This is a genomic window from Flavobacterium album (assembly GCF_003096035.1).
Lineage (GTDB): Bacteria > Bacteroidota > Bacteroidia > Flavobacteriales > Flavobacteriaceae > Flavobacterium > Flavobacterium album.
Genome location: NZ_CP029186.1, coordinates 3,960,656 through 3,983,546 on the forward strand (window position 1 = coordinate 3,960,656; position 22,891 = coordinate 3,983,546).

Annotated in this window: 32 protein-coding genes; 13 read left to right on the top strand and 19 right to left on the bottom strand. The window is 42.9% G+C overall.

Features of this window, described 5'->3' with window-relative positions; translation table 11 throughout:
* The first annotated feature begins 44 nt into the window (after positions 1-44).
* The 5 genes from HYN59_RS17765 to HYN59_RS17785 all read left to right on the top strand — a co-directional run bounded on the left by HYN59_RS17765 (position 45) and on the right by HYN59_RS17785 (position 3,501).
* Positions 45-830, top strand: coding sequence for a Cthe_2314 family HEPN domain-containing protein (locus HYN59_RS17765; RefSeq protein ID WP_108779562.1), 786 nt, complete (start codon positions 45-47; stop codon positions 828-830).
* A gap of 61 nt (positions 831-891) precedes the next feature.
* On the top strand, positions 892-2,481 hold the full coding sequence (gene bshC / locus HYN59_RS17770; protein WP_108779563.1) for a bacillithiol biosynthesis cysteine-adding enzyme BshC: 1,590 nt from the start codon (positions 892-894) through the stop codon (positions 2,479-2,481).
* Positions 2,482-2,517: 36 nt separating this feature from the next.
* Complete coding sequence (locus HYN59_RS17775; RefSeq protein ID WP_108779564.1) at positions 2,518-2,748, top strand: hypothetical protein; 231 nt, start codon at positions 2,518-2,520, stop codon at positions 2,746-2,748.
* Positions 2,738-3,025 carry a type II toxin-antitoxin system RelE/ParE family toxin gene (locus tag HYN59_RS17780; protein ID WP_108779565.1) on the top strand — a complete coding sequence of 96 codons (288 nt, stop codon included), beginning with the start codon at positions 2,738-2,740 and terminating at the stop codon, positions 3,023-3,025. Before HYN59_RS17775 ends, HYN59_RS17780 begins: the two co-directional genes overlap by 11 nt.
* 56 nt (positions 3,026-3,081) lie before the next feature.
* A complete protein-coding gene (locus HYN59_RS17785; RefSeq protein WP_108779566.1) occupies positions 3,082-3,501 on the top strand; it encodes a nucleoside-diphosphate kinase in 420 nt (139 codons plus the stop codon).
* A 60-nt stretch (positions 3,502-3,561) separates the two neighbouring features.
* On the opposite strand, the gene HYN59_RS17790 is transcribed toward HYN59_RS17785, so the two are convergent.
* On the bottom strand, positions 3,562-3,858 hold the full coding sequence (locus HYN59_RS17790; protein WP_108779567.1) for a DciA family protein: 297 nt from the start codon (positions 3,856-3,858) through the stop codon (positions 3,562-3,564).
* On the bottom strand, positions 3,858-4,271 hold the full coding sequence (locus tag HYN59_RS17795) for a lipocalin-like domain-containing protein (protein ID WP_181369478.1): 414 nt from the start codon (positions 4,269-4,271) through the stop codon (positions 3,858-3,860). The genes HYN59_RS17790 and HYN59_RS17795 overlap by 1 nt, the downstream gene beginning before the upstream one ends.
* Before the next feature lie 103 nt (positions 4,272-4,374).
* On the opposite strand from HYN59_RS17795, the gene HYN59_RS17800 reads away from it, so the two are divergent.
* Positions 4,375-5,457, top strand: a complete 1,083-nt coding sequence (locus HYN59_RS17800; RefSeq protein WP_108779569.1) for a serine hydrolase domain-containing protein — start codon at positions 4,375-4,377, stop codon at positions 5,455-5,457.
* A 307-nt stretch (positions 5,458-5,764) separates the two neighbouring features.
* Here the strand turns inward: HYN59_RS17800 and ftsY are convergent, their stop codons facing one another.
* The 12 genes from ftsY to HYN59_RS17865 form a co-directional block, all read right to left on the bottom strand.
* Entirely contained in the window at positions 5,765-6,718 is a 954-nt protein-coding gene (ftsY, locus tag HYN59_RS17810; protein WP_108779571.1) for a signal recognition particle-docking protein FtsY, read from the bottom strand.
* Between the two features lie 95 nt (positions 6,719-6,813).
* The gene (locus HYN59_RS17815) at positions 6,814-6,966 is read right to left on the bottom strand and encodes a DUF4295 domain-containing protein (RefSeq protein WP_108779572.1); all 153 of its coding nucleotides are present in this window, start codon (positions 6,964-6,966) and stop codon (positions 6,814-6,816) included.
* A gap of 10 nt (positions 6,967-6,976) precedes the next feature.
* Positions 6,977-7,159, bottom strand: a complete 183-nt coding sequence (gene rpmG, locus HYN59_RS17820) for a 50S ribosomal protein L33 (RefSeq protein WP_008253902.1) — start codon at positions 7,157-7,159, stop codon at positions 6,977-6,979.
* A gap of 26 nt (positions 7,160-7,185) precedes the next feature.
* Positions 7,186-7,422: a 50S ribosomal protein L28 gene (rpmB, locus tag HYN59_RS17825; protein ID WP_054409746.1), complete on the bottom strand. Its 237-nt coding sequence runs from the start codon at positions 7,420-7,422 to the stop codon at positions 7,186-7,188.
* Positions 7,423-7,501: 79 nt separating this feature from the next.
* Complete coding sequence (locus HYN59_RS17830) at positions 7,502-8,749, bottom strand: competence/damage-inducible protein A (protein ID WP_108779573.1); 1,248 nt, start codon at positions 8,747-8,749, stop codon at positions 7,502-7,504.
* Entirely contained in the window at positions 8,746-9,093 is a 348-nt protein-coding gene (locus HYN59_RS17835; protein ID WP_108779574.1) for an Hpt domain-containing protein, read from the bottom strand. Before HYN59_RS17835 ends, HYN59_RS17830 begins: the two co-directional genes overlap by 4 nt.
* The gene (locus HYN59_RS17840) at positions 9,093-9,704 is read right to left on the bottom strand and encodes a fumarylacetoacetate hydrolase family protein (protein WP_108779575.1); all 612 of its coding nucleotides are present in this window, start codon (positions 9,702-9,704) and stop codon (positions 9,093-9,095) included. The genes HYN59_RS17835 and HYN59_RS17840 overlap by 1 nt, the downstream gene beginning before the upstream one ends.
* Before the next feature lie 12 nt (positions 9,705-9,716).
* Positions 9,717-10,493, bottom strand: a complete 777-nt coding sequence (locus HYN59_RS17845; protein WP_108779576.1) for a 3'-5' exonuclease — start codon at positions 10,491-10,493, stop codon at positions 9,717-9,719.
* Between the two features lie 104 nt (positions 10,494-10,597).
* Positions 10,598-11,269: a M15 family metallopeptidase gene (locus HYN59_RS17850; RefSeq protein WP_108779577.1), complete on the bottom strand. Its 672-nt coding sequence runs from the start codon at positions 11,267-11,269 to the stop codon at positions 10,598-10,600.
* A gap of 45 nt (positions 11,270-11,314) precedes the next feature.
* Positions 11,315-11,530, bottom strand: coding sequence for a hypothetical protein (locus tag HYN59_RS17855; RefSeq protein ID WP_108779578.1), 216 nt, complete (start codon positions 11,528-11,530; stop codon positions 11,315-11,317).
* Positions 11,531-11,534: 4 nt separating this feature from the next.
* Positions 11,535-12,365 (bottom strand): hypothetical protein, encoded by an 831-nt coding sequence (locus tag HYN59_RS17860; protein WP_108779579.1) that lies wholly within the window; start codon positions 12,363-12,365, stop codon positions 11,535-11,537.
* A gap of 86 nt (positions 12,366-12,451) precedes the next feature.
* Complete coding sequence (locus HYN59_RS17865) at positions 12,452-12,751, bottom strand: hypothetical protein (protein ID WP_108779580.1); 300 nt, start codon at positions 12,749-12,751, stop codon at positions 12,452-12,454.
* A gap of 152 nt (positions 12,752-12,903) precedes the next feature.
* Between HYN59_RS17865 and HYN59_RS17870 the strand changes: the two genes are divergently transcribed.
* The 3 genes from HYN59_RS17870 to HYN59_RS17880 all read left to right on the top strand — a co-directional run bounded on the left by HYN59_RS17870 (position 12,904) and on the right by HYN59_RS17880 (position 14,303).
* Entirely contained in the window at positions 12,904-13,521 is a 618-nt protein-coding gene (locus HYN59_RS17870; protein WP_108779581.1) for a hypothetical protein, read from the top strand.
* 155 nt (positions 13,522-13,676) lie between these two features.
* Complete coding sequence (locus tag HYN59_RS17875) at positions 13,677-13,910, top strand: hypothetical protein (RefSeq protein WP_108779582.1); 234 nt, start codon at positions 13,677-13,679, stop codon at positions 13,908-13,910.
* A 162-nt stretch (positions 13,911-14,072) separates the two neighbouring features.
* A complete protein-coding gene (locus HYN59_RS17880; RefSeq protein ID WP_146185984.1) occupies positions 14,073-14,303 on the top strand; it encodes a hypothetical protein in 231 nt (76 codons plus the stop codon).
* 237 nt (positions 14,304-14,540) lie between these two features.
* On the opposite strand, the gene hisS is transcribed toward HYN59_RS17880, so the two are convergent.
* Positions 14,541-15,965: a histidine--tRNA ligase gene (gene hisS, locus HYN59_RS17885; protein WP_108779584.1), complete on the bottom strand. Its 1,425-nt coding sequence runs from the start codon at positions 15,963-15,965 to the stop codon at positions 14,541-14,543.
* A 169-nt stretch (positions 15,966-16,134) separates the two neighbouring features.
* Here hisS and HYN59_RS17890 point away from each other — a divergent pair, with 169 nt between their 5' ends.
* On the top strand, positions 16,135-17,376 hold the full coding sequence (locus tag HYN59_RS17890) for an ABC transporter permease (protein ID WP_108779585.1): 1,242 nt from the start codon (positions 16,135-16,137) through the stop codon (positions 17,374-17,376).
* A 97-nt stretch (positions 17,377-17,473) separates the two neighbouring features.
* Here HYN59_RS17890 and prmC read toward each other — a convergent pair whose 3' ends face one another.
* On the bottom strand, positions 17,474-18,367 hold the full coding sequence (gene prmC / locus HYN59_RS17895; protein WP_108779586.1) for a peptide chain release factor N(5)-glutamine methyltransferase: 894 nt from the start codon (positions 18,365-18,367) through the stop codon (positions 17,474-17,476).
* An 88-nt stretch (positions 18,368-18,455) separates the two neighbouring features.
* Complete coding sequence (locus HYN59_RS17900) at positions 18,456-18,962, bottom strand: GNAT family N-acetyltransferase (protein WP_108779587.1); 507 nt, start codon at positions 18,960-18,962, stop codon at positions 18,456-18,458.
* A 76-nt stretch (positions 18,963-19,038) separates the two neighbouring features.
* Here HYN59_RS17900 and ribD point away from each other — a divergent pair, with 76 nt between their 5' ends.
* Both ribD and HYN59_RS17910 read left to right on the top strand, forming a co-directional pair.
* On the top strand, positions 19,039-20,130 hold the full coding sequence (ribD, locus tag HYN59_RS17905) for a bifunctional diaminohydroxyphosphoribosylaminopyrimidine deaminase/5-amino-6-(5-phosphoribosylamino)uracil reductase RibD (RefSeq protein ID WP_108779588.1): 1,092 nt from the start codon (positions 19,039-19,041) through the stop codon (positions 20,128-20,130).
* Complete coding sequence (locus HYN59_RS17910; RefSeq protein ID WP_108779589.1) at positions 20,108-20,719, top strand: HAD-IA family hydrolase; 612 nt, start codon at positions 20,108-20,110, stop codon at positions 20,717-20,719. The genes ribD and HYN59_RS17910 overlap by 23 nt, the downstream gene beginning before the upstream one ends.
* A 59-nt stretch (positions 20,720-20,778) precedes the next feature.
* On the opposite strand, the gene HYN59_RS17915 is transcribed toward HYN59_RS17910, so the two are convergent.
* Positions 20,779-21,573 carry a hypothetical protein gene (locus HYN59_RS17915; protein ID WP_108779590.1) on the bottom strand — a complete coding sequence of 265 codons (795 nt, stop codon included), beginning with the start codon at positions 21,571-21,573 and terminating at the stop codon, positions 20,779-20,781.
* A 69-nt stretch (positions 21,574-21,642) separates the two neighbouring features.
* Here HYN59_RS17915 and HYN59_RS17920 point away from each other — a divergent pair, with 69 nt between their 5' ends.
* Positions 21,643-22,245, top strand: a complete 603-nt coding sequence (locus tag HYN59_RS17920) for an IMPACT family protein (RefSeq protein WP_108779591.1) — start codon at positions 21,643-21,645, stop codon at positions 22,243-22,245.
* A gap of 60 nt (positions 22,246-22,305) precedes the next feature.
* Here the strand turns inward: HYN59_RS17920 and HYN59_RS17925 are convergent, their stop codons facing one another.
* On the bottom strand, positions 22,306-22,704 hold the full coding sequence (locus HYN59_RS17925) for an acyl-CoA thioesterase (protein ID WP_108779592.1): 399 nt from the start codon (positions 22,702-22,704) through the stop codon (positions 22,306-22,308).
* Between the last annotated feature and the right edge of the window lie 187 nt (positions 22,705-22,891).

A 22,891-nucleotide genomic window follows, 5' to 3' on the forward strand; every position in this document is an offset into this window, starting at 1 on the left:
TGGGAAGTGAGGGGAATTTGGTATATTTACAGTAAAAATATCTTATGAAAAATATAGAACTGATAGAGGAATTACAGAATAAGATATCGACAATTTACTTAAAAGAACAACTGTTCCCATTGAGAGGCGAAAATGATTCATATGAAATCGACAACAAACCAATTCTTATTTGGCATGGTGATGTAACAAGGCATTGTTGGTGTCATTATAAAGCTCATTTTAATTTTGACGATAACATTGATGAACTTCTCTATTCTTCAGACGAAATTGTGTACTTCACTGCTCATCTATATTTATATCGTCCATATATTAGTACACCTTTGAGAGACGCATATTCTATTGAGGGAAAAATGATATATCCCGCTTTATATAACTTACCTCGAAAAAGATATGATATGTATATTGGAATTGTATTTGAAAAAATATATAATTATTGGGATAGAATAGGAGATTTAATTGCTGCATTTTTTCCACATTTATTCAAGGGTAATATATACCTTAATACGACAATCAAAGGTCTAAAAGACAAATATAATGGAAATGAGAATTTTGAATGGTTATTGAATTTTGTAAATAATGAATATTCGGATTTTAATACTCAAAGGATTAATATTGTTCACTACACTTCCCACAATACGTCAACTAAGTCCCAACAATTAAGACAAGTTACGGATTACAACGAAACAAAACTGTTGTCAGAAAAAATTTTAAATTTTCCTGATTATTTTAAGGAAATGAACGAATTAGCAAAAACAGGATTTATAAAAACCAGGCGATTTTTAGATGACGTAAATAAAGTAGAAAATTATAAATGTCCAGATTTAAGCTAACAAACATTTAATGTAACTCTTTTCTATGCTTTTTCCGTAATTTTACACAAAACAAATTACAATGCCATCAGACTGTATCAGCTTCCAGGACTCAGGATATTTTACCCCGCTAATCGTTGATTACCTTAACCAAAAAGATAACCTGAAGCCGCTGTACAACCGCTTCCCTACCCTTGAGAATTTTAAATTACAGCTCGAAGAAAAGCAGCAAAATTACAATGCGGATTTCCGCAAGGTACTGGCAGGCTCTTTGCTGAGACAGTACAAAGACGTTGACGCTTCTGAACTTACCCTTGAAAATATTCAGCTTTTAAAAAGCGAAAACACTTTTACCATAACCACCGGCCACCAGCTGAACCTTTTTACCGGCCCGCTGTATTTCCTTTATAAAATAGTATCGACAATCAATCTGGCAAAGGAGCTGAAGGCTGCTTATCCGGCTTATAATTTTGTGCCTGTTTACTGGATGGCGACAGAAGACCATGATTTTGAAGAGATCAATTACTTTACTTTTAAAGATAAAAAAATAAAATGGCCGCGTGAAAGCACCGGGCCTGTAGGAAGGCTGTCAACCGATGGGCTTGATGCCGTACTGGAGGTTTTTTCAAAAGAATTAGGCCCCGGCAATAATGCGGACTATTTGAGATCGCTATTTAAAAAAGCCTACCTGGAGCATAACAATCTTGCGGCTGCAACACGTTACCTGGCAAATGAAATTTTCAAAGAGAAAGGACTGGTAATAATTGATGCTGATAATCCTGAACTGAAAAAGCTTTTCATTCCGTATGTAAAAGAAGAATTGCTCAATCAGATTTCTCATCATAAAGTTGCCGAAACTTCAGGGCTGCTGAAGGATTATAACATCCAGGTAAACCCACGGGAGATCAACCTGTTTTATATTGAGGACAACATCAGGGAACGTATAATTTTACAGGACGGCACTTACTTCATCAACAATACGCAACTTCAGTTTACCGAAACGGAACTGCTAAGCCTGCTTGAAAGCAATCCTGAAAAATTCAGCCCGAACGTGATCATGCGCCCGCTCTACCAGGAAGTGATACTGCCCAACCTTTGCTACATTGGCGGTGGCGGCGAAATTGCCTACTGGTTGGAACTAAAGTCTTTCTTTGAAGCTTCGAATGTAACTTTGCCAATTCTTCTATTACGTAACTCTGTATTACTGGCTACCCAAAAACAGTCTGAGAAGCTGGACAAGCTGGGACTGACATGGGCTGATATGTTCTCTAAACAGCAGGATCTGGTGAACCACAAAGTTCAGGGCTTCTCTGAATTTCAATTGGATTTTTCTGAACAGAAAGAATTCCTGAAAAAGCAATTCGAAAAACTGGCTGCAATGGCAGCTAAAACCGATGCCTCTTTTACCGGCGCTGTAAAGGCTCAGGAAAGCAAACAATTGCAAGGACTCGAAAACCTTGAAAAACGCCTGCTGAAGGCCGAAAAACGCAGGCATGCTGACGAACTGGAACGTATAACCCAATTACAGAATGAGCTTTTCCCCGGCAATAGCCTGCAGGAGCGCAAAGCCAACTTCTCAGAATTTTACCTGGAATTTGACAGGAAGCTGCTGGAGGAATTATTCAGGCAGCTAAAGCCTTTGGAACAGGAGTTTAACGTGGTGGTGCTTTAATATTTTTTGTACATTTATGGAAATAAATTATACGCCATGGACATTACAAAAGAAAAAGAGCGCCTGAAAATCGCTATAGATAAGGTTGAGGATCCAGAGATACTCGATAAAATAAGTGCTATAATATCTGATTCCGAACCCAGCATGATGACGGGTGAGCAATTATCCGTTGTAAGAGAGCGTAGGGAACAATACTTAAAAAACCCTTCCGATTGTGTTTCATTAGAAGAATTTAAAGCTATAGTAAAACAGAAGTATGGCTTTTAAGGTCATTTTCAGTCCCGCGGCTTTGACAGACATTTTTGATGCGATGGAATGGTACGAAGAACAACAGGAAAATCTGGGCAACCGGTTTTATGAAGATGTTATTTCAACTTTAGAATATACCGTTACACATCCGCATTCCTTTAGTAAAAAGAAAGACAATTTCAGGGAGCTTGCGTTGCCAACATTTCCATACGTAATCATCTATGAAATCTTTGACGACATAGTAACTATAGCCGCTGTTTTCCACACTTCGCAAAATCCCCGAAAGAAACCATAAAAATGCTATTGATTTGATGTAAAAACTACTATTTTTGCACCAAATTTAAAAAGACTATGGCTACTAACAGGACATTTACAATGATCAAGCCGGATGGTGTTGAAAACGGACACATCGGTGGTATTTTATCTATGATAACTGAAGCAGGCTTCAGGATCGTATCTCTTAAACTTACACAACTTACAAAAGCAGATGCTGAGGCATTTTATGCTGTGCACAGTGCAAGGCCTTTCTATGGTGAATTGGTAGAATTCATGAGCAGGGGCCCTATCGTTGCTGCTATCCTTGAAAAAGAAAATGCTGTGGAGGAATTCAGGACGCTAATAGGATCTACAAATCCTGCTGACGCTGCTGAAGGTACTATCCGTAAAAAATATGCAAAATCTGTGGGCGAGAATGCCGTTCACGGTTCTGACAGCGATGAGAATGCCGCTATCGAAAGCGCTTTCCATTTTGCAGGCAGGGAGCAGTTCTAATACAGGACAAGCAAACACACTATATGAAAAATGCCGCTTTTTGAGCGGCATTTTTTTGTTTTATCGTAATACAACGGTTGTAACCACTTCACGCTTCAGTTCCTCGTTGATCATTTTTACGATCTTTTCCTTGCCATAGCTCAGTTCCTCACGAAGTACCGCCGAAGTTAGTTCTACATACAGCGTTGTACCCTTGAGCATTATTTCGCGGGTATAATTATTCACGCCATTGCCCATAAGGTTCTTCCAGGCCTCGCGCACGTCTATTTTATCCATCCCCGGCTGCAGCCTGTTCACATTCATAAATTCCTTCAGCACGTCGCCTATCGAATTCTCTCCATTAAGTCGCTTTGCCATTATTTTACTGTAAAAGGTTCTGCCCGTTTATAATGATATTCCATGTCGTGGTTGTTTTTCACAACAAGTTCTTTATCGTCCAATGAGATTATTTCTTCATTCCATTTAGCAAATTCGGTCGAATATTTTATGAATGTCTTCCCGTCTTTTTCGGTTATATTGATTTTTTCCGAAACATCATTTGCCAAATACTTGCCATCAAATTGCGGCATTACTTTTTTACGGAAGCCTTCCTTACCCTTCAGCTCGAAATAATCAATAGTCGGGTTTACCTTATAATCTTTTTGTGAACCATCCGGCATCACGACCTCCTGTATTTCCCAGTAGCCATTAAGGTATTTCAAATTATCTTCTGATACCTTACCACACGAAACCGCAGCCATAAAAACCAACAGTAGTACAAACTTTTTCATTATCATAAATTGAAGCGTAAAATTACTCAATATTTGCATGATGACCCGAAACCAATTAAACTATTTCATACATTTAAAGTCTTACAGAAAAAACTGATATAATATGAAAAATATCTGGCTCTTTACATTGTCACTATTCCTTGCAGCGTGCTCTCATTCCGACAGCGAAACCCCGATGGAAAATCCTGATACCGAAACGATGTATTTTCCCGAAAACAATTCGGATACATGGGAAACGAAAGATATTTCTACCTTAGAATGGAATCAGGCTGCCGTACAGCCATTATTGACTTATCTTGAAGAAAAGCACAGCCGCTCGTTCATGATACTGGTAAACGGCCGTATCGTCATGGAAGAATATTTCAATGGCCATACTGCTACAACCCCATGGTATTGGGCCAGTGCAGGAAAAACTTTAACCGCAACAATGACGGGGATTGCGGAGCAGGAAGGTTTTTTAAGCATCGATGATAAGGTTTCCGACTATCTCGGTACCGGGTGGACGAGCGAGCCATTAGCCAAGGAAAACCTTATAACCAACCGCCACCTGCTCACCATGACCTCCGGGCTTGATGATGCTAATGGTGATGATGTTTCGCCGGCGAACCTGCAATATAAAGCCGATGCCGGTACGCGTTGGGCCTACCACAATGTATATGTGAAGCTTCAGGATGTGATTGCAGAAGCTACAGGGCAGTCATGGAATAATTATTTTACGGCCAAATTGAAAACGCCTATAGGAATGACAGGCACCTGGCTGGCCAGCGGAGATGGTGATGACCTTAGCGTGTATTGGAGCACTACCCGCAGCATGGCGCGTTTTGGCCTGCTGGCACTCAACAATGGCAAATGGAAAGACCAGCAGATCATCAACTCTGCTTACTTTACGGCCATGACAACGCCTTCCCAAAGCATTAACAAATCGTACGGTTACCTGTGGTGGCTCAATGGTAAGGAAAGCTACCACATGCCGCAGACACAAATCCAGTTCAACGGGGCGCTTATACCTACAGGGCCATCGGATATGTTTATGGCATTAGGCAAGAACGACCAGAAAATTTATGTGATACCTTCTAAAAAGATGGTGGTGATCCGTATGGGCGATGCTGCCGATGATGTGAACTGGGCATTATCCGATTTTGATAAAGACCTATGGGAGAAGATAAGCGCGGTTATCGGAAATTAATAAAGTAATCGTGTATAGCAGAGGTAAAATATGATCCTGCAGATAAAATCAGGATTGAAAGTACCGCAATTGGTAAGAAGAGTTTTTTGGTAGCCAGATAAAAGACATTTAAAAGAACTACAAAAACATAGATTGCGACCATGGCAATAGTAAAATTCCGGATCCCATTTAAAAGGGAGTCCGGAATTAAAGGATTGCTTAAATTAAGATCAGATTGAAAATATCGTACCGAGACTATAATTGCCTGCAATAAGCTGATAGCAAGTATAACAATGGATATTATCTTTCTGTCCTGAAATTTATTCATTTACTTAAAAAACGAATCAACGAATTCATATTTATTGAATACCTGAAGGTCTTCTATCCCCTCACCAACGCCTATATATTTTACAGGTATCCGGAACTGGTCGGATATGCCTATTACCACACCTCCTTTAGCGGTACCGTCGAGCTTGGTTACAGCAAGGGAGGTCACCTCTGTAGCGGCAGTAAACTGCTTTGCCTGCTCAAAGGCGTTCTGCCCGGTTGAGCCATCAAGTACCAGCAATACATCATGCGGGGCATCTTCCACCACTTTCTGCATTACGCGCTTCACTTTGGTAAGTTCGTTCATGAGGTTCACCTTATTGTGAAGACGGCCTGCAGTATCTATTATAACTACATCGGCGTTCTGGCTCACGGCGCTTTGTAACGTATCAAAGGCTACTGAAGCCGGGTCGCTGCCCATCTGCTGCCTTACGATAGGCACACCTACCCTGTCGGCCCAGATCTGGAGCTGGTCTATTGCCGCCGCCCTGAAGGTATCAGCCGCACCAAGTACCACACTATAGCCGGATTTCTTCAGCTGGTAAGCCAGTTTGCCTATCGTAGTTGTCTTGCCAACGCCATTCACGCCGACAACCATCAATACGTATGGCTTTTTATTGGCAGGTACTTCAAATTCGGTAGCCTCGCCTGAGTTGGTTTCCGAAAGAAGGGAAGCGATCTCCTCGCGCAATATCTTGTTGAGCTCGTCGGTGCCCAGATATTTGTCGCGCGAAACACGTTCTTCTATACGCTCAATGATCTTAAGAGTAGTATTAACGCCAACATCTGATGATACAAGGATTTCCTCAAGGTTATCCAAGACTTCGTCATCCACCTTCGATTTTCCCGCAATAGCCTTGGACAGCTTAGAAAAGAAGGTAGTTTTTGTTTTTTCGAGGCCCTTATCCAGCGTTTCCTTCTTTTCGGAAGAAAATATTTTTTTAAAAAAATTCATAGTTGCAAATAGTCAGGTTTTCGGCGGTAAATATAGAAAATAAAAAAGCTACTTTCTTTAACCGAAAGTAGCTTTTCTATATATTGTAAAGGATATTATTTCTTCTTAAGAAATGCATCCACCTCTTCAGGAGTCATAACGCTCTCAACAAAAGTATAAGCACCTGTTTTAGGCGATTTTACCATCTTGATAGCCTTAGTTAACCTCTTTGAAGCTGTTTGTAACGTTGCTACGGTTTTCTTTGCCATGACTCTCTAATTATTTAATTTCTTTGTGTACAGTCACACGTTTAAGGATAGGGTTGAATTTTTTGATCTCAAGCCTGTCCGGAGTGTTCTTTTTGTTTTTGGTAGTAATGTACCTTGAAGTACCCGGAACACCAGAAGTCTTGTGCTCAGTACATTCTAAAATTACCTGGATCCTGTTGCCTTTCTTTGCCATCTTGCTATATATTTATAAGGTAAGGATTATTTTATAAACCCATTAGCTTTAGCTTCTTTCAAAACCGCAGCAATACCATTTTTATTAATTGTTTTGATAGTAGAAGCAGCTACCCTAAGAGTTATCCACCTGTCTTCTTCAGGAAGATAAAAACGCTTCTTCACTAAGTTTACACTAAATTTCCTTTTAGTTTTGTTCATAGCGTGGGAAACATTATTTCCTACCATCGCTTTTTTACCTGTAAGGGCACAAACTCTTGACATTATTTCTCGCTTTTATATCGTTATTCAAAATCAGGGTGCAAAGAAACAAAAAATAAAAGTATTAACCAAACACAATCAATCAGTTTTTTAAAATTTCCTGATAAATCTTTTCAAGCCCTTTGTTTGAAGCCCTTTCGATCACTTTTTCGCGTGGCTGGCCCAGTTCATATTTCTCGCTATAAACTTTTTGCGGCGTTGCAAAAGCGATGTAAACTGTGCCTAAACCTGCATCGGAATCGCCTTTCGATGGCCCTGCATTCCCGGTCGTGGCAATGGCATAATCGGTACCGAATATCTTCTTTGCGCCAGCTGCCATAGCTTCGGCAACCTCCGCACTCACCACAGAATACTTGTCGATAATTTCCTGCGGAACACCCAGCACGGCAACTTTTGAATCCGTAGAATACGTCACTGCCGATCCTTTAAAATACGCCGATGCACCCGCTACAGATGTTAGCAGCTGGGCGATCCTGCCCCCTGTACAGCTTTCTGCCGTGGCTATTGTTTTGCCTTTTTCGGCCAAAAGCCTTCCCAATACCACTTCGATGGTATCTTCTTCGTCATAACCTACTATTATATCGTCTATCAGCACCTTAAGCTTTTCCGTTTCGGCAGCGATACGGTCCCTGAGCATTGCCTCATCGGTACCCCTCGCAGTCATCCTGAGCCTTACGCGGCCGGGGTGCGGGAGATAAGCCAGCTTTATGAATTCCGGCAGGTTGTTCTCCCAGTCCTCAATGCGCTCGGCAATATGGCTTTCGCCCTGTCCGTAGGTTAAAATTGTTTTATGGATGATGTAAGGCCTCTCAAATTGCTTCACCAGGCGCGGCACTACCTCATTTTCAATCAGGTATTTCATTTCATATGGTACACCGGGCAGCGAGACAAAAACGGCATTGCCTTTTTCCAACCACATGCCCGGGGCGGTCCCTACAGCATTATGGAGCACCGTGCTTTTTGAAGGTACGAGCGCCTGGTCCCTGTTTACCTGAGATGTCGGCCTTCCTGTTACCCTTTCGAACAATTCGACCACATGCGCTTCCACAGCTTCATTTCGCACCATGTGATCGTCAAAATATTCGCAGAGGGTTGTTTTTGTAATATCATCTTTTGTGGGGCCGAGGCCGCCGGTAATGATAACCACATCTACGCGGTTCTGCAAAAAAGCAAGCGTGCTGAGGATGTGCATCCGGTCATCGCTTATAGACAGCATTTCATGTACACCGATGCCGATCTTATCCAGCGCCTTTGCAATAAAACCCGAATTGGTATCGGTAATCTGCCCTATAAGGATCTCATCGCCTACAGTAACTATTGCTGCTTTCATGATAGTTCGTAATCTTTTTTTATCTCTTTGAGGGTAAGGCTCACCAGCTCCTTAAGGCTTTCTACAACCTCCCTGATTTCCCTTCTCTTGCCTTTTTGCCTTGTCCAGTTTTCAATTGCTATCACATCTTCGTAGGCGAGATCCATACCCAGCAGGTCAAGCGTGGGCTTAATCTTATGGGCTGCATGGTATACCCTCTCATAATCCTTATCCTCAAAGCCTTTCCTGATGTTCTTAATTTCAATTGGAACTTCTTCGGTAAACAGCACAACGATCTGCCTGGCAAATTCCAGGTCGTTGTCCGAGATCGCATATACTTTTGATAAATTGTAGTTCAGTGCCATTATTTTACCTGTACCTTAAATAATTTCCTGCCTTCCAGAAAGCCTTCCAAAACATCACCGGGACTCACCTTTGCAACACCTTCGGGTGTCCCGGTAAAAATAACATCACCCGTACGGAGCGTGAAGTACTGCGACACATACGCAATTATCTCATCTATCTTCCAAAGCATGTGCTGTGTATTTCCCTGCTGCACTACGGCGCTGTTATTGGTTAACTCGAAACTGATATTGTCTAATGCACCAAATTCCGATTTAGGTACAAAATCCCCTATTACCGCCGACCCGTCAAATGCTTTTGCCTTCTCCCACGGCAGGCCTTTTTCTTTCAGTTTCGCCTGCAAATCGCGGGCGGTAAAGTCGATACCGAGGCCTATTTCGTCATAATATTTATGTGCAAATTTCGCATCGATGTATTTACCTACTTTATTGATCTTTACCAAAACCTCAACTTCATGGTGTACATCATTGCTGAATTCCGGAATCACGAAAGGGAACTGCTTTTGCACCACAGCCGTGTCGGGCTTCAGGAAAATAACAGGCTCTTCGGGCCTTTCATTTTGCAGCTCTTCAATGTGTTTGGCGTAGTTCCTGCCAATGCAGATGATTTTCATATCCTGCTGTATTTAAGCCAATTTATTATTTAATTTCCGGAGTTTGATAGCCGTTAAGACTTTTTTAGTATAAAGCGGGAAATCGGCATTCTGTATCCAGCCATAATAGCCCGGCTCCTGCTCCAGCACCTTTTCTACCTTGGCGCCTTTATGCTTCCCGAAGGTAAATATCTCGTCGCCATCCTTGTCTTTTACAATAAACCCTGCAAAATCGACATTTACCTTACGGGTCGTATATTCCGACAGTGACCTTATATCATTCTCAAGATCATCATAACGGTCCAGCTGCGATTTGAGTATCTCATACGTAGCGTTGGTATCCGCCTCTGCACTGTGTGCATTTTCCAGTACCTGCCCGCAATAGAATTTATAAGCCGCACTTAGGGTACGCTCTTCTTTTTTATGGAAAATCGTCTGCACGTCTACCGAAACCCTGCCCTTCATATCAAAGTCTACATCTGCCCTCAGCAATTCTTCGGCAAGAAGCGGAATGTCAAACCGGTCTGAATTATACCCCCCGAGATCAGAATCTTTTATCATATTATATATAGTATGGGCAAGTTCCTTAAATATAGGCTCATTGGCCACTTTCTCATCGGTTATACCGTGAAAAGCAATTGTTTGAGGTGGTATCGGCCTTTCCGGGTTTACCAGCCAGGTGCGGCTTTCCTTGTTCCCGTTAGGATATACTTTCAATATTGATATTTCAACGATACGGTCCTTGCAGATATCAGTACCGGTGGTTTCCAGGTCAAAAAAACAAATCGGCCTGTGCAGTTTAAGTTCCATATATAAAAATTAGGGAAACAAAGATAAGGGTAGAAAATCAGAAAAAGCACAACAAGCCATCTTTTCTTTGCTTTACAGTATTAAGTATAAATAATAGATATCAGCTACGGGCAATCCCATTTAAAGCCGGCATTGGCATAGCGTTTCTTACGGTAGTCGAAATGCCACCACTCACTGGAAAGCGGCGTAAAACCCGCTTTCATCATTATAGTACGCAGCAGTCTCCTGTTCTTTTTCCCAACCTTCGAAACGCCTTCGTTGTCGTAATGTGATATTTCGGAGAAGTCGTCAAACGTGCCGCCCATGTCCAGCAGGGTGCCATTCTCATCGGCCAGGGTAATATCTATAGCTGCGCCGCGGTTGTGGTTAGAGCCTTTCCCTGGCGGGGCCACATACTGCGGGTCGTTCACAATCTCATACATTGTTTTTTGGAAGCTGTAGGGCCGGTAGCAATCATACAGCACCAGCCTGAGGTTTTTATCTTTTGCGATAGCATTGGCCGTAGCAAGCGCTTCGGCCACTTCTGGGCGCAGGAAGCAGCGGGCACAAGGATAAATCTTTGTATGCATGAAGTTGGCGGTATCGGCGTAAGCCATATGGTTGATCATCCCCGACGCCTCGAAATCGACCTCAGCCCAAAGCGGGTTAACCGAATCCAGGGCTGTTGAAGCGATGCGGTTTTGGGCATGGAAATTTATACCGGTTGGCCTCATAGCGCCGGCGGAGCACAATAATACTATAAGTCCTAAAAGCAATATATTTTTTACGATCTTCATGCGGTACAGGTTAATAGGACAAAGATAGGCAAACCAGATGAGCACTTAATCCTCATAGCCACAAACGGTCTTGCCCTGCTTTTGCGCTTCCGACAGCGTAACTTTTTCTATTTCGGCCTTGCAATTGGACAGCCCCCTGCAGTCTTTAGTAAAGTGATAGCGTTTCGCACCTTTGCTCTGGCAGATATACACTTCTTTCTCAACTGTGTTTGTAAAAGAAGTGAGGCAGGCAAATAGTATCAGGAGTACCGTTTTTTTCATGATGTTAATCTTTTATGCCTTCAGCCTTAGCTATTTTATCCCACGCTTTCCTTGTCATCACAAAGAGCTGGTTTTTATCACAGTCCCAAATCGATACGTTATTTTTCGAAATTACATAATGCTGCTTCCAATTGGCATACGGCCCATACAGCATTAGTGTGCAAATATCGGTTGCTGTAATAAGGTCACCCGTACTTTCCTGGTGGTTATGCATTGTGGTAATCTCTTCCTCCTGTTTAGAATTATATTCTATGGGAATTATGTTCTTATGCAATGCTTTCTTCGATTTTATATTATTCTTTTTATCGAATTCAATAAGGTAATCGTTACCGAAAACCACCACACCTCCTACGCTCGGGCCGGTAAGCACATATACTTTCTTTGTGTTTTTTAGGATTACGGGTATAAAATTGAGGCTGGTATTATTATAGTGTTTAAATAATATCGTATCATTTACACTTTCTTCCCTGGCTTTTTGGCGTATGGTGTAAAGGTCTTTTTCGTTCGGGGTAAGTTTCCTTGATGTAGTATTTACATCAGCTGCTTCTGCTACAAAGCTGTCATCAAAAGTCAATGCACCCAGCACATTGGGCTCCTGTTCCCTGTCAAAAAAAATACAGGTATGCTTCCCGTCTGCCGAATAGGAAAAGTAGCCTCCTATATTTTCTTTCTTTTCGGGAAACTTTTCCAAAAAGAGGTCGGTACCAAGCCATGATGCCCTCTCAGAATTATACAATAGCCATGCTTCGGCAAGCACCTGTTCTTCCTCTTTAGTTTGGGAGAATAAAGGTAATGAAAGCAAAGCAAGGACGATAAGTAGAAGTGTCTTTTTCATATCCGGTTTATATTGAACCAAATATATAAAAAAGCCGGGAGATATAACCCCCGGCTTTTACACCTGCAAAATATGCAGTCTCGGTATTAAACGGTAATATCGGTATCCGTATCAGGCTCGGCGTAGCGGCTCATCGGATGATTATCCTGGGCGTCATGGCCTTCCAGCTTTACAATCTTGTTGTAAAGGCCAAGTAATAAGAAAGGAGCCGCCCACTGCCCTACGAATAGCGCGGTGTGGCTTTTGCCGAAGCATTTAAGGGTTGCCGAAACACCCATTGAGCCTAACGCAGCCCAAAGGAAAATGTCGGATGGAAGTTTTGATGTCTGGTTCTCGATAGCCTTTGCTACCCTGCCTTCTGAATGGTCGTTTTTCGTGATTGCCATAATAATAGATTTAGAATTAATACTTTATAATCGGATGAAGTGTAAAGGTACCGGCATTGCCGTTAAGCAATGTATAGCGTAGTGTTAATTACTCCCAAGGTTACGTTAAACTTGAAAAACCCTTACTATCTTTACGTTTTAATCAACATTTCATGAAAACACTATTTGCTTTATGCGGACTGCTGTTCCTGCTGGCGGGCTGCAATTCGGCTTCGTCCGGCACTACCGCACCGCAATCGTTCAGCGCCACTTCCGGGAAAGGCCTTGCCATCGGCACCATAACTTTTGAAGGGGATACGCCTGCCAATGATATTTACCGCTTTTTCTACGGGCCAACATCAGGCGACAAAAAATTCATCAGGCGCAATGCCGGTAAAATAATGATGAAAGCCGGAAGGGAGAACGGCAGGAATTTTACAGGCGACTTTAACAACAGCAAGACCTATCTTTTTGTCATTGAGGCCGAACCGGGCAGTTATGCTTTTACCCAATACAACCACCTCGACCATATCGGGCCGATGGGCAGCCTGACAAGCAGCCGGAAATTTGCCATTCCGTTCGAAATAAAAAAAGGGGAAATTGCCTATATAGGCGAACTTAATTATAAGGATAAAGCCGAGGCCGGAACACCTAAAATTTTCGTTTCCGGCGCTTTCGAACGCGACATGGCCGAATTTAGGAAGAAATTTCCGGGTATCGACTGGAGCGCTACTCAGGACAAAACTGTAAAATCGGGCGATAAAGGAAATGGCATGGTCGAGTTCCTGTAAGAATTCCAAGTCGTTTTAATAATTTTAACAAGAATTTATATATTAATACAAACAAATTAGTCTTGTAGTGTTAAAATATTAACTTTTAACACTTTTTATTGCGATTTTACCAAAGCCTATTCTTACATTTATATCAACTAAACTTAAATAGGCTTATGGAAAAAATTACTTACGACGGAATGAGGAATTTTATTATCGAAAGAGAGCTGACTGACAGCGTAGCGTTATCGCTTCATCCTGACAGCTTTGACGATCTGGTAATGGATTATCTTGACATTAATGGCAACCAGATCGAGCGCCCTTTTGAAATCCTTGGCATTGAAATCCTCCAGGACAATACAGGAAACGTTCCGAAAAATCTGGTGCAGGTCCTTGACATGGTCGGATAAGCAATTCACTCATCTTACACAAATTATCAAAGATCCCGTTCATGCAACCGAACGGGATTTTTTATTGGGCAATTTTGTAAGTATTCCGGACAATTGCATAACACGCCATAGGGATATTTTCGCCTGCTTGCACTATTATTTTCAACAACAAAAACAATAGCTATGCACAGCAGCTTAATGAACTTTGACGGGATGCGGAATTTTATTATTGAGAATGAATTGACGGATAGTGTGGTGATTGCCCTGCACCCGGAAAGCTTTGATACTTTGGCCCTGGATTACATCAGGATACACGAGACTATAGAGCGGCCTTTTGAGATCCTGGGCATTGAAATAGTGGAAGACACTACGAATACAGTGCCGAAAAACCATTTCCGGATTATTGAATTATAAAAGGTTATATTACTAAGAAACTGTCTGATTTTAAAAAATCAATATTTAACCACATAGGGACATAGCTTTAAAGAGAAATTGTAAAGCTAATTAAGTAACACAGAGCACGAAGCTTCGCTTCACTATGTGCAAATATGTTTCCTTCAGCAACAATTAGTCACTATGAAGCCTATGTATTTATGTGGTTAATTAAAAATTGGACAGTTACTAAGAACCCTGCCTCGTGGCAGGGTTTCTTTATTTTATCTTTTCGGCAAGCTCTTCGATTGATATATTTTCCTGAGTACCCGTTGATAGGTTTTTCAGCGTAAAGCGCCCTGCCTCCATCTCTGCATCGCCTGCCAGTACAGCGAATGGTATACCCCGCTTGTCGGCATGCTGGAACTGCTTTCCTATCTTGGCCGCATCAGGATACATTTCTACCTTAATGCCTGTTTGACGCAATTTATTTACAGCTTTCATGGCATATAATGCTTCTTTGTTGCCAAAGTTGATGAACAGCGCCCTGGTAGCCTCAGTAACTGTAGCGGGGAAAAGCCCAAGCTCTTCCAGCACAAGGTAGATCCTGTCCAGCCCGAACGATATGCCCACGCCGCTCATGTTCTTCAATCCGAAAATGCCCGTAAGGTCGTCATATCTTCCGCCGCCGCCAATCGATCCCATAGCTACTTCTTTCGGTGCGGTGACCTCGAATATAGCGCCTGTATAATAGTTGAGTCCGCGTGCCAGCGTTACATCAAGGTCCAGTTCGCTTTTGCCAAGCCCGATCTCTATTACATTTTCGCAAATGAAACGCAGCTCTTCAACACCTTTAAGCCCTTCTTCCGAAGAAGCTAAAAGTTCGGCCAGCTTATCCAGCTTTTCGTTTATTGTACCTGTGAAATTGAACAGTGGCTGCACTTTTTCGATAGCATCGGCTGTGATTCCTTTTTCAAGCATCTCTTTTTTCACACCATCCTCGCCGATTTTATCCAGCTTATCCAGTGCCACCGTGAAGTCGATGAGCCTGTCTTTCGCGCCAATCACTTCAGCAATTCCCGAAAGGACTTTACGGTTGTTTATTTTGATGACCGCCCCGTTTAACCCAAGGGTTGTGAACACACTATCATATAACTGCACCAGTTCTACTTCCTGCCACAGTGAGGTTGACCCCACCACATCGGCATCACACTGGTAAAACTCGCGGAAACGGCCTTTCTGCGGGCGGTCGGCGCGCCATACCGGCTGTATCTGGTAGCGTTTGAAGGGGAATTCTATCTCATTCTGGTGCTGTACCACATAGCGCGCGAAAGGAACGGTAAGGTCGTAGCGGAGGGCTTTCTCAGAGATCCTTCCGGTAAATTTATTCAGTTCGACCAGTTGTTCCGTAGTAATAGTTTCCGAAGAATTTACCAACAACTCCTCCAATGATGCCGGCAGCTCGATTTTCTTTTTATCGAAAAAGAAATTACCCGAGTTCAGTATCTTGAAAATAAGCCTGTCGCCTTCCTCACCATATTTTCCCATAAGGGTTTCGGAATTCTCAAACGTAGGCGTTTCAATTGGCTGGTAACCAAAAGTCTCGAAATGGTGCTTGATCGCCGACATAATATATTGACGCTTAGCCACCTCTGAGGGTGAGAAATCTCTTGTACCTTTTGGAATACCCGGTTTTGTTGCCATTTTATCGAATTTACGTTTTTGCAAATATACGTAGGGGATTTCAGATTTCAGATTTAGATTTCAGATTCCACTCAAACCTTTAAATTGTGCGTAATCTTAGACGGCAAGAGTGAAGCTCAATCTGAAATCTGAAATAATTACGTACATTAGTGCCTTAAAACAGCATCCTATGTTCAGCCTGATAGGGGAGAATACCAAAATAGCGTTTGATTCTATAAGGAGCCAGAAGCTCCGCACCTCACTAACCGTGCTGATCATCGGCATCGGGATCTTTGCACTTGTGGGCATACTCGCCGCAGTGGCTGTACTGAAGAGCAGCATCATGGGGAATTTTTCATCCATGGGGGCTAATACCTTCTCCATATCCCGCTACGATTTCTCTCAGCAGATAGACAACGATAATACTACAAAGGTAAACCCAATCATCAGCTATCCGCAGGCAAAGGAATTCCAGGAAAAATACAACTACCCTTCTGCTGCTACGTCACTTTCCTTTACGGCGGCCAGTAATGCCGAGGTAAAGTACGAGGACAAAAAAACCGACCCTGAGATCACGATAGTAGGGGCCGACGAGAACTTCCTGCCCAACTCCGGGCTTGAAACTACCAAAGGGCGGAATTTCAACAATTTTGATATCAGCAATAATAATTATGTATGCATTGTAGGTTCCGATTTTGAGAAAGGCCTGTTTAAGGACATGAACCCGATAGACAAAACTGTGTCCGTAAGGGGCGCAAGGTTTAAGGTTATCGGCGTGCTTAAAGAAAAAGGCTCGACCTTCGGCAGCCGCCAGGACCTGAGGCTCATCATCCCCATACAGGTGGCGCGCTCGCTTTTTACCGCACCGAGGATCGACTACGAAGTAAAGGTCATGATAGCGAATGGCGACATGCTCTCTTCTGCGGTGGATGAGGCCGAACTTACCATGCGCCGCGTACGCAGGCTTAACCCGGTTGAAGATGACGATTTCGGGATAGAACGCAGCGACGAGCTTTTAAGGAAGATGATCGAAGAGCTGTCGTTCCTGGGTAAATCGGCTTGGATCATTGGTATTATAACTATTTTCGGGTCTTCAATAGCATTAATGAACATCATGCTTGTTTCGGTAACCGAAAGGACCCGCGAGATCGGTGTACGAAAATCATTGGGCGCTACCAAAATGACCATCGCGATGCAGTTCTTTACCGAAACGCTTATCATCAGCCTTATGGGCGGGCTTATCGGCATCATTCTTGGGCTGCTTGTCGGCGGTGTCGGGGTGTCATTATTACTGAATATCACATTCCCCATGCCATGGGAAGCGATTATATGGGCACTGGTCACCGTAATACTGGTAACGCTGGCATCGGGACTGGCTCCTGCAGTAAAGGCCGCCGGACTGGATCCTGTTGAGGCACTGCGGTATGAGTAATGGTTTGCAGTCGCAAAACAATGTTATGAAGTTTACGGATTTCCCCTCCTTTGGAGGGGTGGCTGAAAGCCGAGGTGGTTTTCTATTTATTTTTAATTTATAAACTAACCACCCCGCCCTTTGGGCATCCCTCCAAAGGAGGGGAATCCAGGAATGCTGCAACCATCCGGTCATTCCCGTAAATATCTTTTTTCAATTCAACATCTTTAAATCCATAATTTTCCAGCATTTCAGCCGTTTCGTTGCCAAGGTATTGATTGATCTCAAAATAGAGCCTGCCGTTTTCAGGAAGATTACTTTTGGCAAGGAGCGCTATTTTGCGGTAAAACAAAAGCGGGTCGGAATCTTTTACGAATAAAGCCAGGTGAGGTTCATATTCCAGCACATTTGCCTTTATTTCTGCCTTTTCAAGCTCACGCACATACGGCGGATTGGAAACAATGATATCAAAAGTATCAGGAAGTGATGCTGCCTCCAGTATGTCCTGAAGGATAAAATTCACAGTAATATCATTAGCTGCTGCATTCTTTTCGGCTACAGCCAATGCTTTTTCCGAAACATCAATAGCAAAAACTTCGGCATCAGGAAGGTTTTTGGCCAGCGATATTGCTATGCAGCCACTGCCGGCACCAATGTCGAGTATCTTTATTTTTCCCTTGTGTTTACTTTCCTTAACGATCCATTCTACCAGTTCTTCCGTTTCCGGTCGGGGGATTAGGGTGTTTTCATTCACCTCGAATTCCAGTCCGTAAAAATGCGCTTTGCCAAATATATATTGTATCGGCTTTTGCTTTTCCAGCAGCTGAAGCACATTGTCCCACTGCGCGATTTCACCGGCATCCAAAACAGCTTCGGGGTTCATGGCAAGGTCGATGCGCTTCCAGCCCTTCAGCCGTTCGAGCGCAATATTGAAAAAGCTTTCCGCCTCGACAGCATCGTATAGCGGGGTCAATTTTTCAAGAAAGGAAGTACGGTAGTCTTTTAGTTTCATTTTTTATTAGTTTCAAGGGGGCCTCACCCCAGCCCTCTCCAAAGGAGAGGGAGTAGCTACACTCTTGCCCATTATTACATCCCCTTGTCTATTCCGGCTTCTCCCCCTTCGGGGGTAGGGGGGCTAACATCCACACCGGGCAGGATGTGTGGCCGGTATTGCCCATTGGTGCATCTATATAATTAAAGCCACTTTTCAGGTAGAGTTTCTGGGCGGCTTCCATGTAGGGCATCGTCTCGAGGTAGCATTGGGCAAACCCGAAATCTGTTGCCGCCTGCAGGCATTTAGCCATCATTTGGGTGCCAATGCCTAGTCCGCGTGCTTCATTGAGAAAGTACATCTTCTGGAGTTCGCAGGTGTCTGCAGGGCCGTTATCTAACGGTGCTATTCCGGCCCCACCCATAATCCTACCGTCTTTTTCTACAACAAGATAAACAGAATTGGGACTGCTATACGTTTCGAACATACAGTCGAGTGAGGCATCGGCATAAGCGGTACCTACTTTTGGCACGTTGTGTTCAATAAGCACATCGCGTATTACTTTCGCGACAGCGGGATTGTCTTCCTTTTCAATTTTCCTGATGGTAATGCTCATAGTGCAAATTTAATCATTTTGGCAATGCAGGGAAACTTTGAAACTTTGTAACTTTGAGACTTTGCAACTCAATAAAATGACCCACGAAATCTACATGCAGCGCTGCCTTGACCTGGCCCAAAACGGATTGCAGGCAGCAATGCCCAATCCTTCTGTTGGCGCCGTACTGGTGCATAACGGCAGGATCATTGGTGAAGGCCATACCTCTCCGTATGGCGGCCCGCATGGCGAAGTAAACTGTATCAACTCGGTTACCGAAGCAGATCGACACCTCATTCCCGAAGCCACACTGTATGTAAGCCTTGAGCCCTGCAGTCATTATGGTAAAACACCGCCGTGCTGCGACCTTATCATCCATAACCATATAAAGGACATTGTTGTAGGGACTATGGATCCTAATGAAAAAGTCGCGGGCAATGGCATAAGAAAGCTTCGCGAAGCCGGAAAAAATGTGACCGTAGGAGTGCTTGAAAAAGAATGCCGCGAATTCAACCGCCGGTTTTTTACCTTTCATGAAAAGCAAAGGCCGTATATCATTTTAAAATGGGCGGAGAGCGCGGATGGGTTTTTAAGCCCGCTAAACAGATCGTTGGATAATTCGACTGTTGGATCATTAGAAGATAAAAAACCGGTATGGATCACCAATGTGTATTCCCGCCAGTTGGTGCACAAATGGCGCAGTGAGGAAATGGCAATACTTGTCGGTACACAAACCGTCCTCGACGATAACCCGCAGCTTGATGTGCGCGATTGGAACGGGCCAAATCCTGTGCGTATTGTTCTCGACAGGACTGGTAAGGTCTCTGATCATCATTTTGTTAAAAATCAAAAAATAAAGTCAATTATCTTGACAGAAAAAGCTGGTTTCCCTAACTTAGATAACCTGCTTTACGAACAGGTGCCTTTTGACGAAAACTTCCCGCACACCATTGCTGCCCTATTACACAGGCATAACCTGCTATCGGTAATTGTTGAAGGGGGCCGCCAAACCTTACAAACCTTCATTGATGCAGGGCTGTGGGACGAAGCAAGGGTTTTTAAGGGGATAACTGTTTTTGGCGATGGGATAAAAGCGCCCGATTTCAACGGGGAACCTGTAACGTGGCAGAAAATACAGAATGACGAACTTTTAATTTTCAGGAATTATGGTCAACGCGATAATATTTGATTTTGGTGATGTATTTTTGAATAAGGATGGTGATGCCAAAAGGAAAGCTTTTGCCGACCTTGGCCTGACCCAATGGAACGACACCCTGGAGAAGCTGGAAGGAAAACTGGAAACCGGAAAAATTGATGAAGAAGGTTTCCTACGGGGCATACAGCCGCATACTGATAACGCTTCCTTACAACAAATAAAAGACGCATGGAACCTGGGTATTGCCGACTTCCCGCTGTACCGCCTGGAATTCCTGCAAAAGCTGGCTGCCAACTACCGCCTGTTCCTCCTCAGCAACACAGACCCCATCCACATGGAAAAATTCGAGCAGGAGGCCGGGGCTTCGTTCTACAGCGATTTTTATCAGTGCTTCGAAAAGATCTATTTCTCACACGAGATAGGCTACCGTAAGCCGCATGCCGAGGCTTTTAACTACCTTACCAACAACCATGACATACAGCCGAAACGGGCACTTTTTGTAGATGATAAAAAATTCAATACCGATGCTGCTGAAATGCTTGGCTTCCGGGTGTGGAACCTGCAGGTAGGCGAAGATGATGTGGTAGATATGTTTGAAAAGAAAATTATTGATCCAGACTAGGTGTAGCATTATTTCAGATTCAGCATTTGGATTGAGAGTAGTCTTGAAATACGAATAAATTATTTGACAATGGCTTTTAACTCCTGAAAATGAGAAAATCTATTCTCATCTGCGCTGGTACCTGCAAACTCTGTCTTGTAACATTCAAAACAAATTTTAGCAATACCAATTATTTTTTTATTCTTTTTAAATAAAAAAATATCCCTAAAAGTTGGTTCGCAAGTTGTAGTAAACGAAAGTGGCGTATCCTCTTTAAATATCCCCCTTAATTTAGAATTAAGTACCGTATCTAATGGATGAATCTCAAATTTTGTCTGGCTCAATTTCGCCTCAATCGATTTATCAAAGTGGCTACCTTCGTGCCATCCATACACATGGTCTAATGTAATTGAATCAATCTTACCAATAGCTTCGCCTTTATCTTTCTTATCCCAGATTTCCCTGATCACATTATCTTTTATCTGATAATGTATTACTTCATCAAAATTGAAGTAATACTTCGCAGAACTTCCTTCACACCCAAATAGCATCGTGCCTACGACCAGCAGTAAAATTACTACTGCTACTACAGTCAAATACATCTTATTTACTTTCTTATTGACTTCAGGGCCATACATACCTATCGTATCAGTAGAAGCTGCAACACTTTTACGTTTTAGTACAATATCAACCTGCTGCCTGTAGGCATCAGGAAGGAAATAACGGATATCGCTCCCCAAAGTCGACTGGTTGTCATCAACATGGAATGGTACAGCTTCATCTACCAATGCAGCTTCGAAAACAATCTTATCCCTTAGGCTTACCCAAAGCTTAAAATGCGGCCCCTCTTTTATATAAAAAGTATCTGAACTCATAGTACGTTCTTTCTACAAGTATAATCATTTTTCTGCCTCAAACTGAAAACTTTCTTACCTTTGGCGCCCATGGAAAACGACACCTATAAAACGCTCGCAGCGCCTTCGGAAGAAACGCTTTACAAGGAAAAGAACAGCAAGTTCTTCGGGCTGGCATTCCCTGTAGGCAGCGAGGAAGAAGTGAAAGTGATCCTTGAGGAAGTGAAAAAACGGCACAACTCCGCGCGGCACTGGTGCTATGCATTCCAGTTAGGTACCGATAAAATATACTACCGCGCGAATGACGATGGGGAACCTTCCAATTCGGCAGGTATGCCGATCTACGGGCAGATACAATCCTTTGGCGTGACCAATGTGCTTGTTATTGTAGTGCGGTACTTCGGCGGGATAAAGCTGGGCGTGGGCGGACTTATCTCTGCTTACAGGACAAGTGCACAAATGGCCCTCGAAGCTTCGGATATTGTAGAAAAAACGATCGATGTCCATTATACGGTAAAGTTCGGCTACAAGGATATGAACAAAGTGATGCGCATGATTAAAGAGAAAAATCTCGATATCGTTTCGCAAAAAATGGAAATGGATTGCGAGATCGTAATCAGCACACGCAAAAAAAATGCAGCATCAGTTGAAGCAGCATTTGGTAATTTGTATGAAGTTATACTAGCCCCCTAACCCCGAAGGGGCAACTCCACTCGGACGATTTAGCAACCGTGGTAATTCCCCCTTCGGGGGTTAGGGGGCTATTTTCTCAAGCACATAATCCGGTGGAGAAACAGGCCGTCCGGTCTGCATATTTACGAACACCAAAATAGAGTTGCCCGTTGTTAATAACTCGTCCTTTTCGTTGTAGATTTCGTAGTCGAATTCTATCTTGACAGACGTTAAATTTTTCATAATTGTACGCACCCTCAGCAGGTCGTCATAACGGGCTGGTTTTTTATAATTCATGGTTAAGGAAACAACAGGAAGCATGATGCCGTCCTTCTCCATATCAGCATAGCTAACTCCCAGACTACGAAGCCATTCCACCCTTCCCATTTCAAAATATTGTGCATAATTTCCATGATAAACAACCCCCATCTGGTCGGTCTCAGCATACCTGACACGTACATTAAATTCGTGAAATTTCATATTTCTTAATTGTTAATTTTCTATTAAAAAAAACTAAACTATGCTTACAATATTTTTTTATTAAAATCAATATGGAAACAATTTTTTTTACAATTTTTTGTTATCATATTTGTTCTCCCGAACCGGAACGAAATTCATTCTTTCCATTTTGTAAGACAACCTTTAATAAACGACTAATATTCACTGT

Bases quoted from the DNA above. Each gene is read 5' to 3' on its own strand.
- HYN59_RS17765 (WP_108779562.1), top strand. From the start codon at position 45: ATGAAAAATATAGAACTGATAGAGGAATTACAGAATAAGATATCGACA.
- bshC (WP_108779563.1), top strand. From the start codon at position 892: ATGCCATCAGACTGTATCAGCTTCCAGGACTCAGGATATTTTACCCCG.
- HYN59_RS17775 (WP_108779564.1), top strand. From the start codon at position 2,518: ATGGACATTACAAAAGAAAAAGAGCGCCTGAAAATCGCTATAGATAAG.
- HYN59_RS17780 (WP_108779565.1), top strand. From the start codon at position 2,738: ATGGCTTTTAAGGTCATTTTCAGTCCCGCGGCTTTGACAGACATTTTT.
- HYN59_RS17785 (WP_108779566.1), top strand. From the start codon at position 3,082: ATGGCTACTAACAGGACATTTACAATGATCAAGCCGGATGGTGTTGAA.
- HYN59_RS17790 (WP_108779567.1), bottom strand. From the start codon at position 3,858: ATGGCAAAGCGACTTAATGGAGAGAATTCGATAGGCGACGTGCTGAAG.
- HYN59_RS17795 (WP_181369478.1), bottom strand. From the start codon at position 4,271: ATGAAAAAGTTTGTACTACTGTTGGTTTTTATGGCTGCGGTTTCGTGT.
- HYN59_RS17800 (WP_108779569.1), top strand. From the start codon at position 4,375: ATGAAAAATATCTGGCTCTTTACATTGTCACTATTCCTTGCAGCGTGC.
- ftsY (WP_108779571.1), bottom strand. From the start codon at position 6,718: ATGAATTTTTTTAAAAAAATATTTTCTTCCGAAAAGAAGGAAACGCTG.
- HYN59_RS17815 (WP_108779572.1), bottom strand. From the start codon at position 6,966: ATGGCAAAGAAAACCGTAGCAACGTTACAAACAGCTTCAAAGAGGTTA.
- rpmG (WP_008253902.1), bottom strand. From the start codon at position 7,159: ATGGCAAAGAAAGGCAACAGGATCCAGGTAATTTTAGAATGTACTGAG.
- rpmB (WP_054409746.1), bottom strand. From the start codon at position 7,422: ATGTCAAGAGTTTGTGCCCTTACAGGTAAAAAAGCGATGGTAGGAAAT.
- HYN59_RS17830 (WP_108779573.1), bottom strand. From the start codon at position 8,749: ATGAAAGCAGCAATAGTTACTGTAGGCGATGAGATCCTTATAGGGCAG.
- HYN59_RS17835 (WP_108779574.1), bottom strand. From the start codon at position 9,093: ATGGCACTGAACTACAATTTATCAAAAGTATATGCGATCTCGGACAAC.
- HYN59_RS17840 (WP_108779575.1), bottom strand. From the start codon at position 9,704: ATGAAAATCATCTGCATTGGCAGGAACTACGCCAAACACATTGAAGAG.
- HYN59_RS17845 (WP_108779576.1), bottom strand. From the start codon at position 10,493: ATGGAACTTAAACTGCACAGGCCGATTTGTTTTTTTGACCTGGAAACC.
- HYN59_RS17850 (WP_108779577.1), bottom strand. From the start codon at position 11,269: ATGAAGATCGTAAAAAATATATTGCTTTTAGGACTTATAGTATTATTG.
- HYN59_RS17855 (WP_108779578.1), bottom strand. From the start codon at position 11,530: ATGAAAAAAACGGTACTCCTGATACTATTTGCCTGCCTCACTTCTTTT.
- HYN59_RS17860 (WP_108779579.1), bottom strand. From the start codon at position 12,365: ATGAAAAAGACACTTCTACTTATCGTCCTTGCTTTGCTTTCATTACCT.
- HYN59_RS17865 (WP_108779580.1), bottom strand. From the start codon at position 12,751: ATGGCAATCACGAAAAACGACCATTCAGAAGGCAGGGTAGCAAAGGCT.
- HYN59_RS17870 (WP_108779581.1), top strand. From the start codon at position 12,904: ATGAAAACACTATTTGCTTTATGCGGACTGCTGTTCCTGCTGGCGGGC.
- HYN59_RS17875 (WP_108779582.1), top strand. From the start codon at position 13,677: ATGGAAAAAATTACTTACGACGGAATGAGGAATTTTATTATCGAAAGA.
- HYN59_RS17880 (WP_146185984.1), top strand. From the start codon at position 14,073: ATGCACAGCAGCTTAATGAACTTTGACGGGATGCGGAATTTTATTATT.
- hisS (WP_108779584.1), bottom strand. From the start codon at position 15,965: ATGGCAACAAAACCGGGTATTCCAAAAGGTACAAGAGATTTCTCACCC.
- HYN59_RS17890 (WP_108779585.1), top strand. From the start codon at position 16,135: ATGTTCAGCCTGATAGGGGAGAATACCAAAATAGCGTTTGATTCTATA.
- prmC (WP_108779586.1), bottom strand. From the start codon at position 18,367: ATGAAACTAAAAGACTACCGTACTTCCTTTCTTGAAAAATTGACCCCG.
- HYN59_RS17900 (WP_108779587.1), bottom strand. From the start codon at position 18,962: ATGAGCATTACCATCAGGAAAATTGAAAAGGAAGACAATCCCGCTGTC.
- ribD (WP_108779588.1), top strand. From the start codon at position 19,039: ATGACCCACGAAATCTACATGCAGCGCTGCCTTGACCTGGCCCAAAAC.
- HYN59_RS17910 (WP_108779589.1), top strand. From the start codon at position 20,108: ATGGTCAACGCGATAATATTTGATTTTGGTGATGTATTTTTGAATAAG.
- HYN59_RS17915 (WP_108779590.1), bottom strand. From the start codon at position 21,573: ATGAGTTCAGATACTTTTTATATAAAAGAGGGGCCGCATTTTAAGCTT.
- HYN59_RS17920 (WP_108779591.1), top strand. From the start codon at position 21,643: ATGGAAAACGACACCTATAAAACGCTCGCAGCGCCTTCGGAAGAAACG.
- HYN59_RS17925 (WP_108779592.1), bottom strand. From the start codon at position 22,704: ATGAAATTTCACGAATTTAATGTACGTGTCAGGTATGCTGAGACCGAC.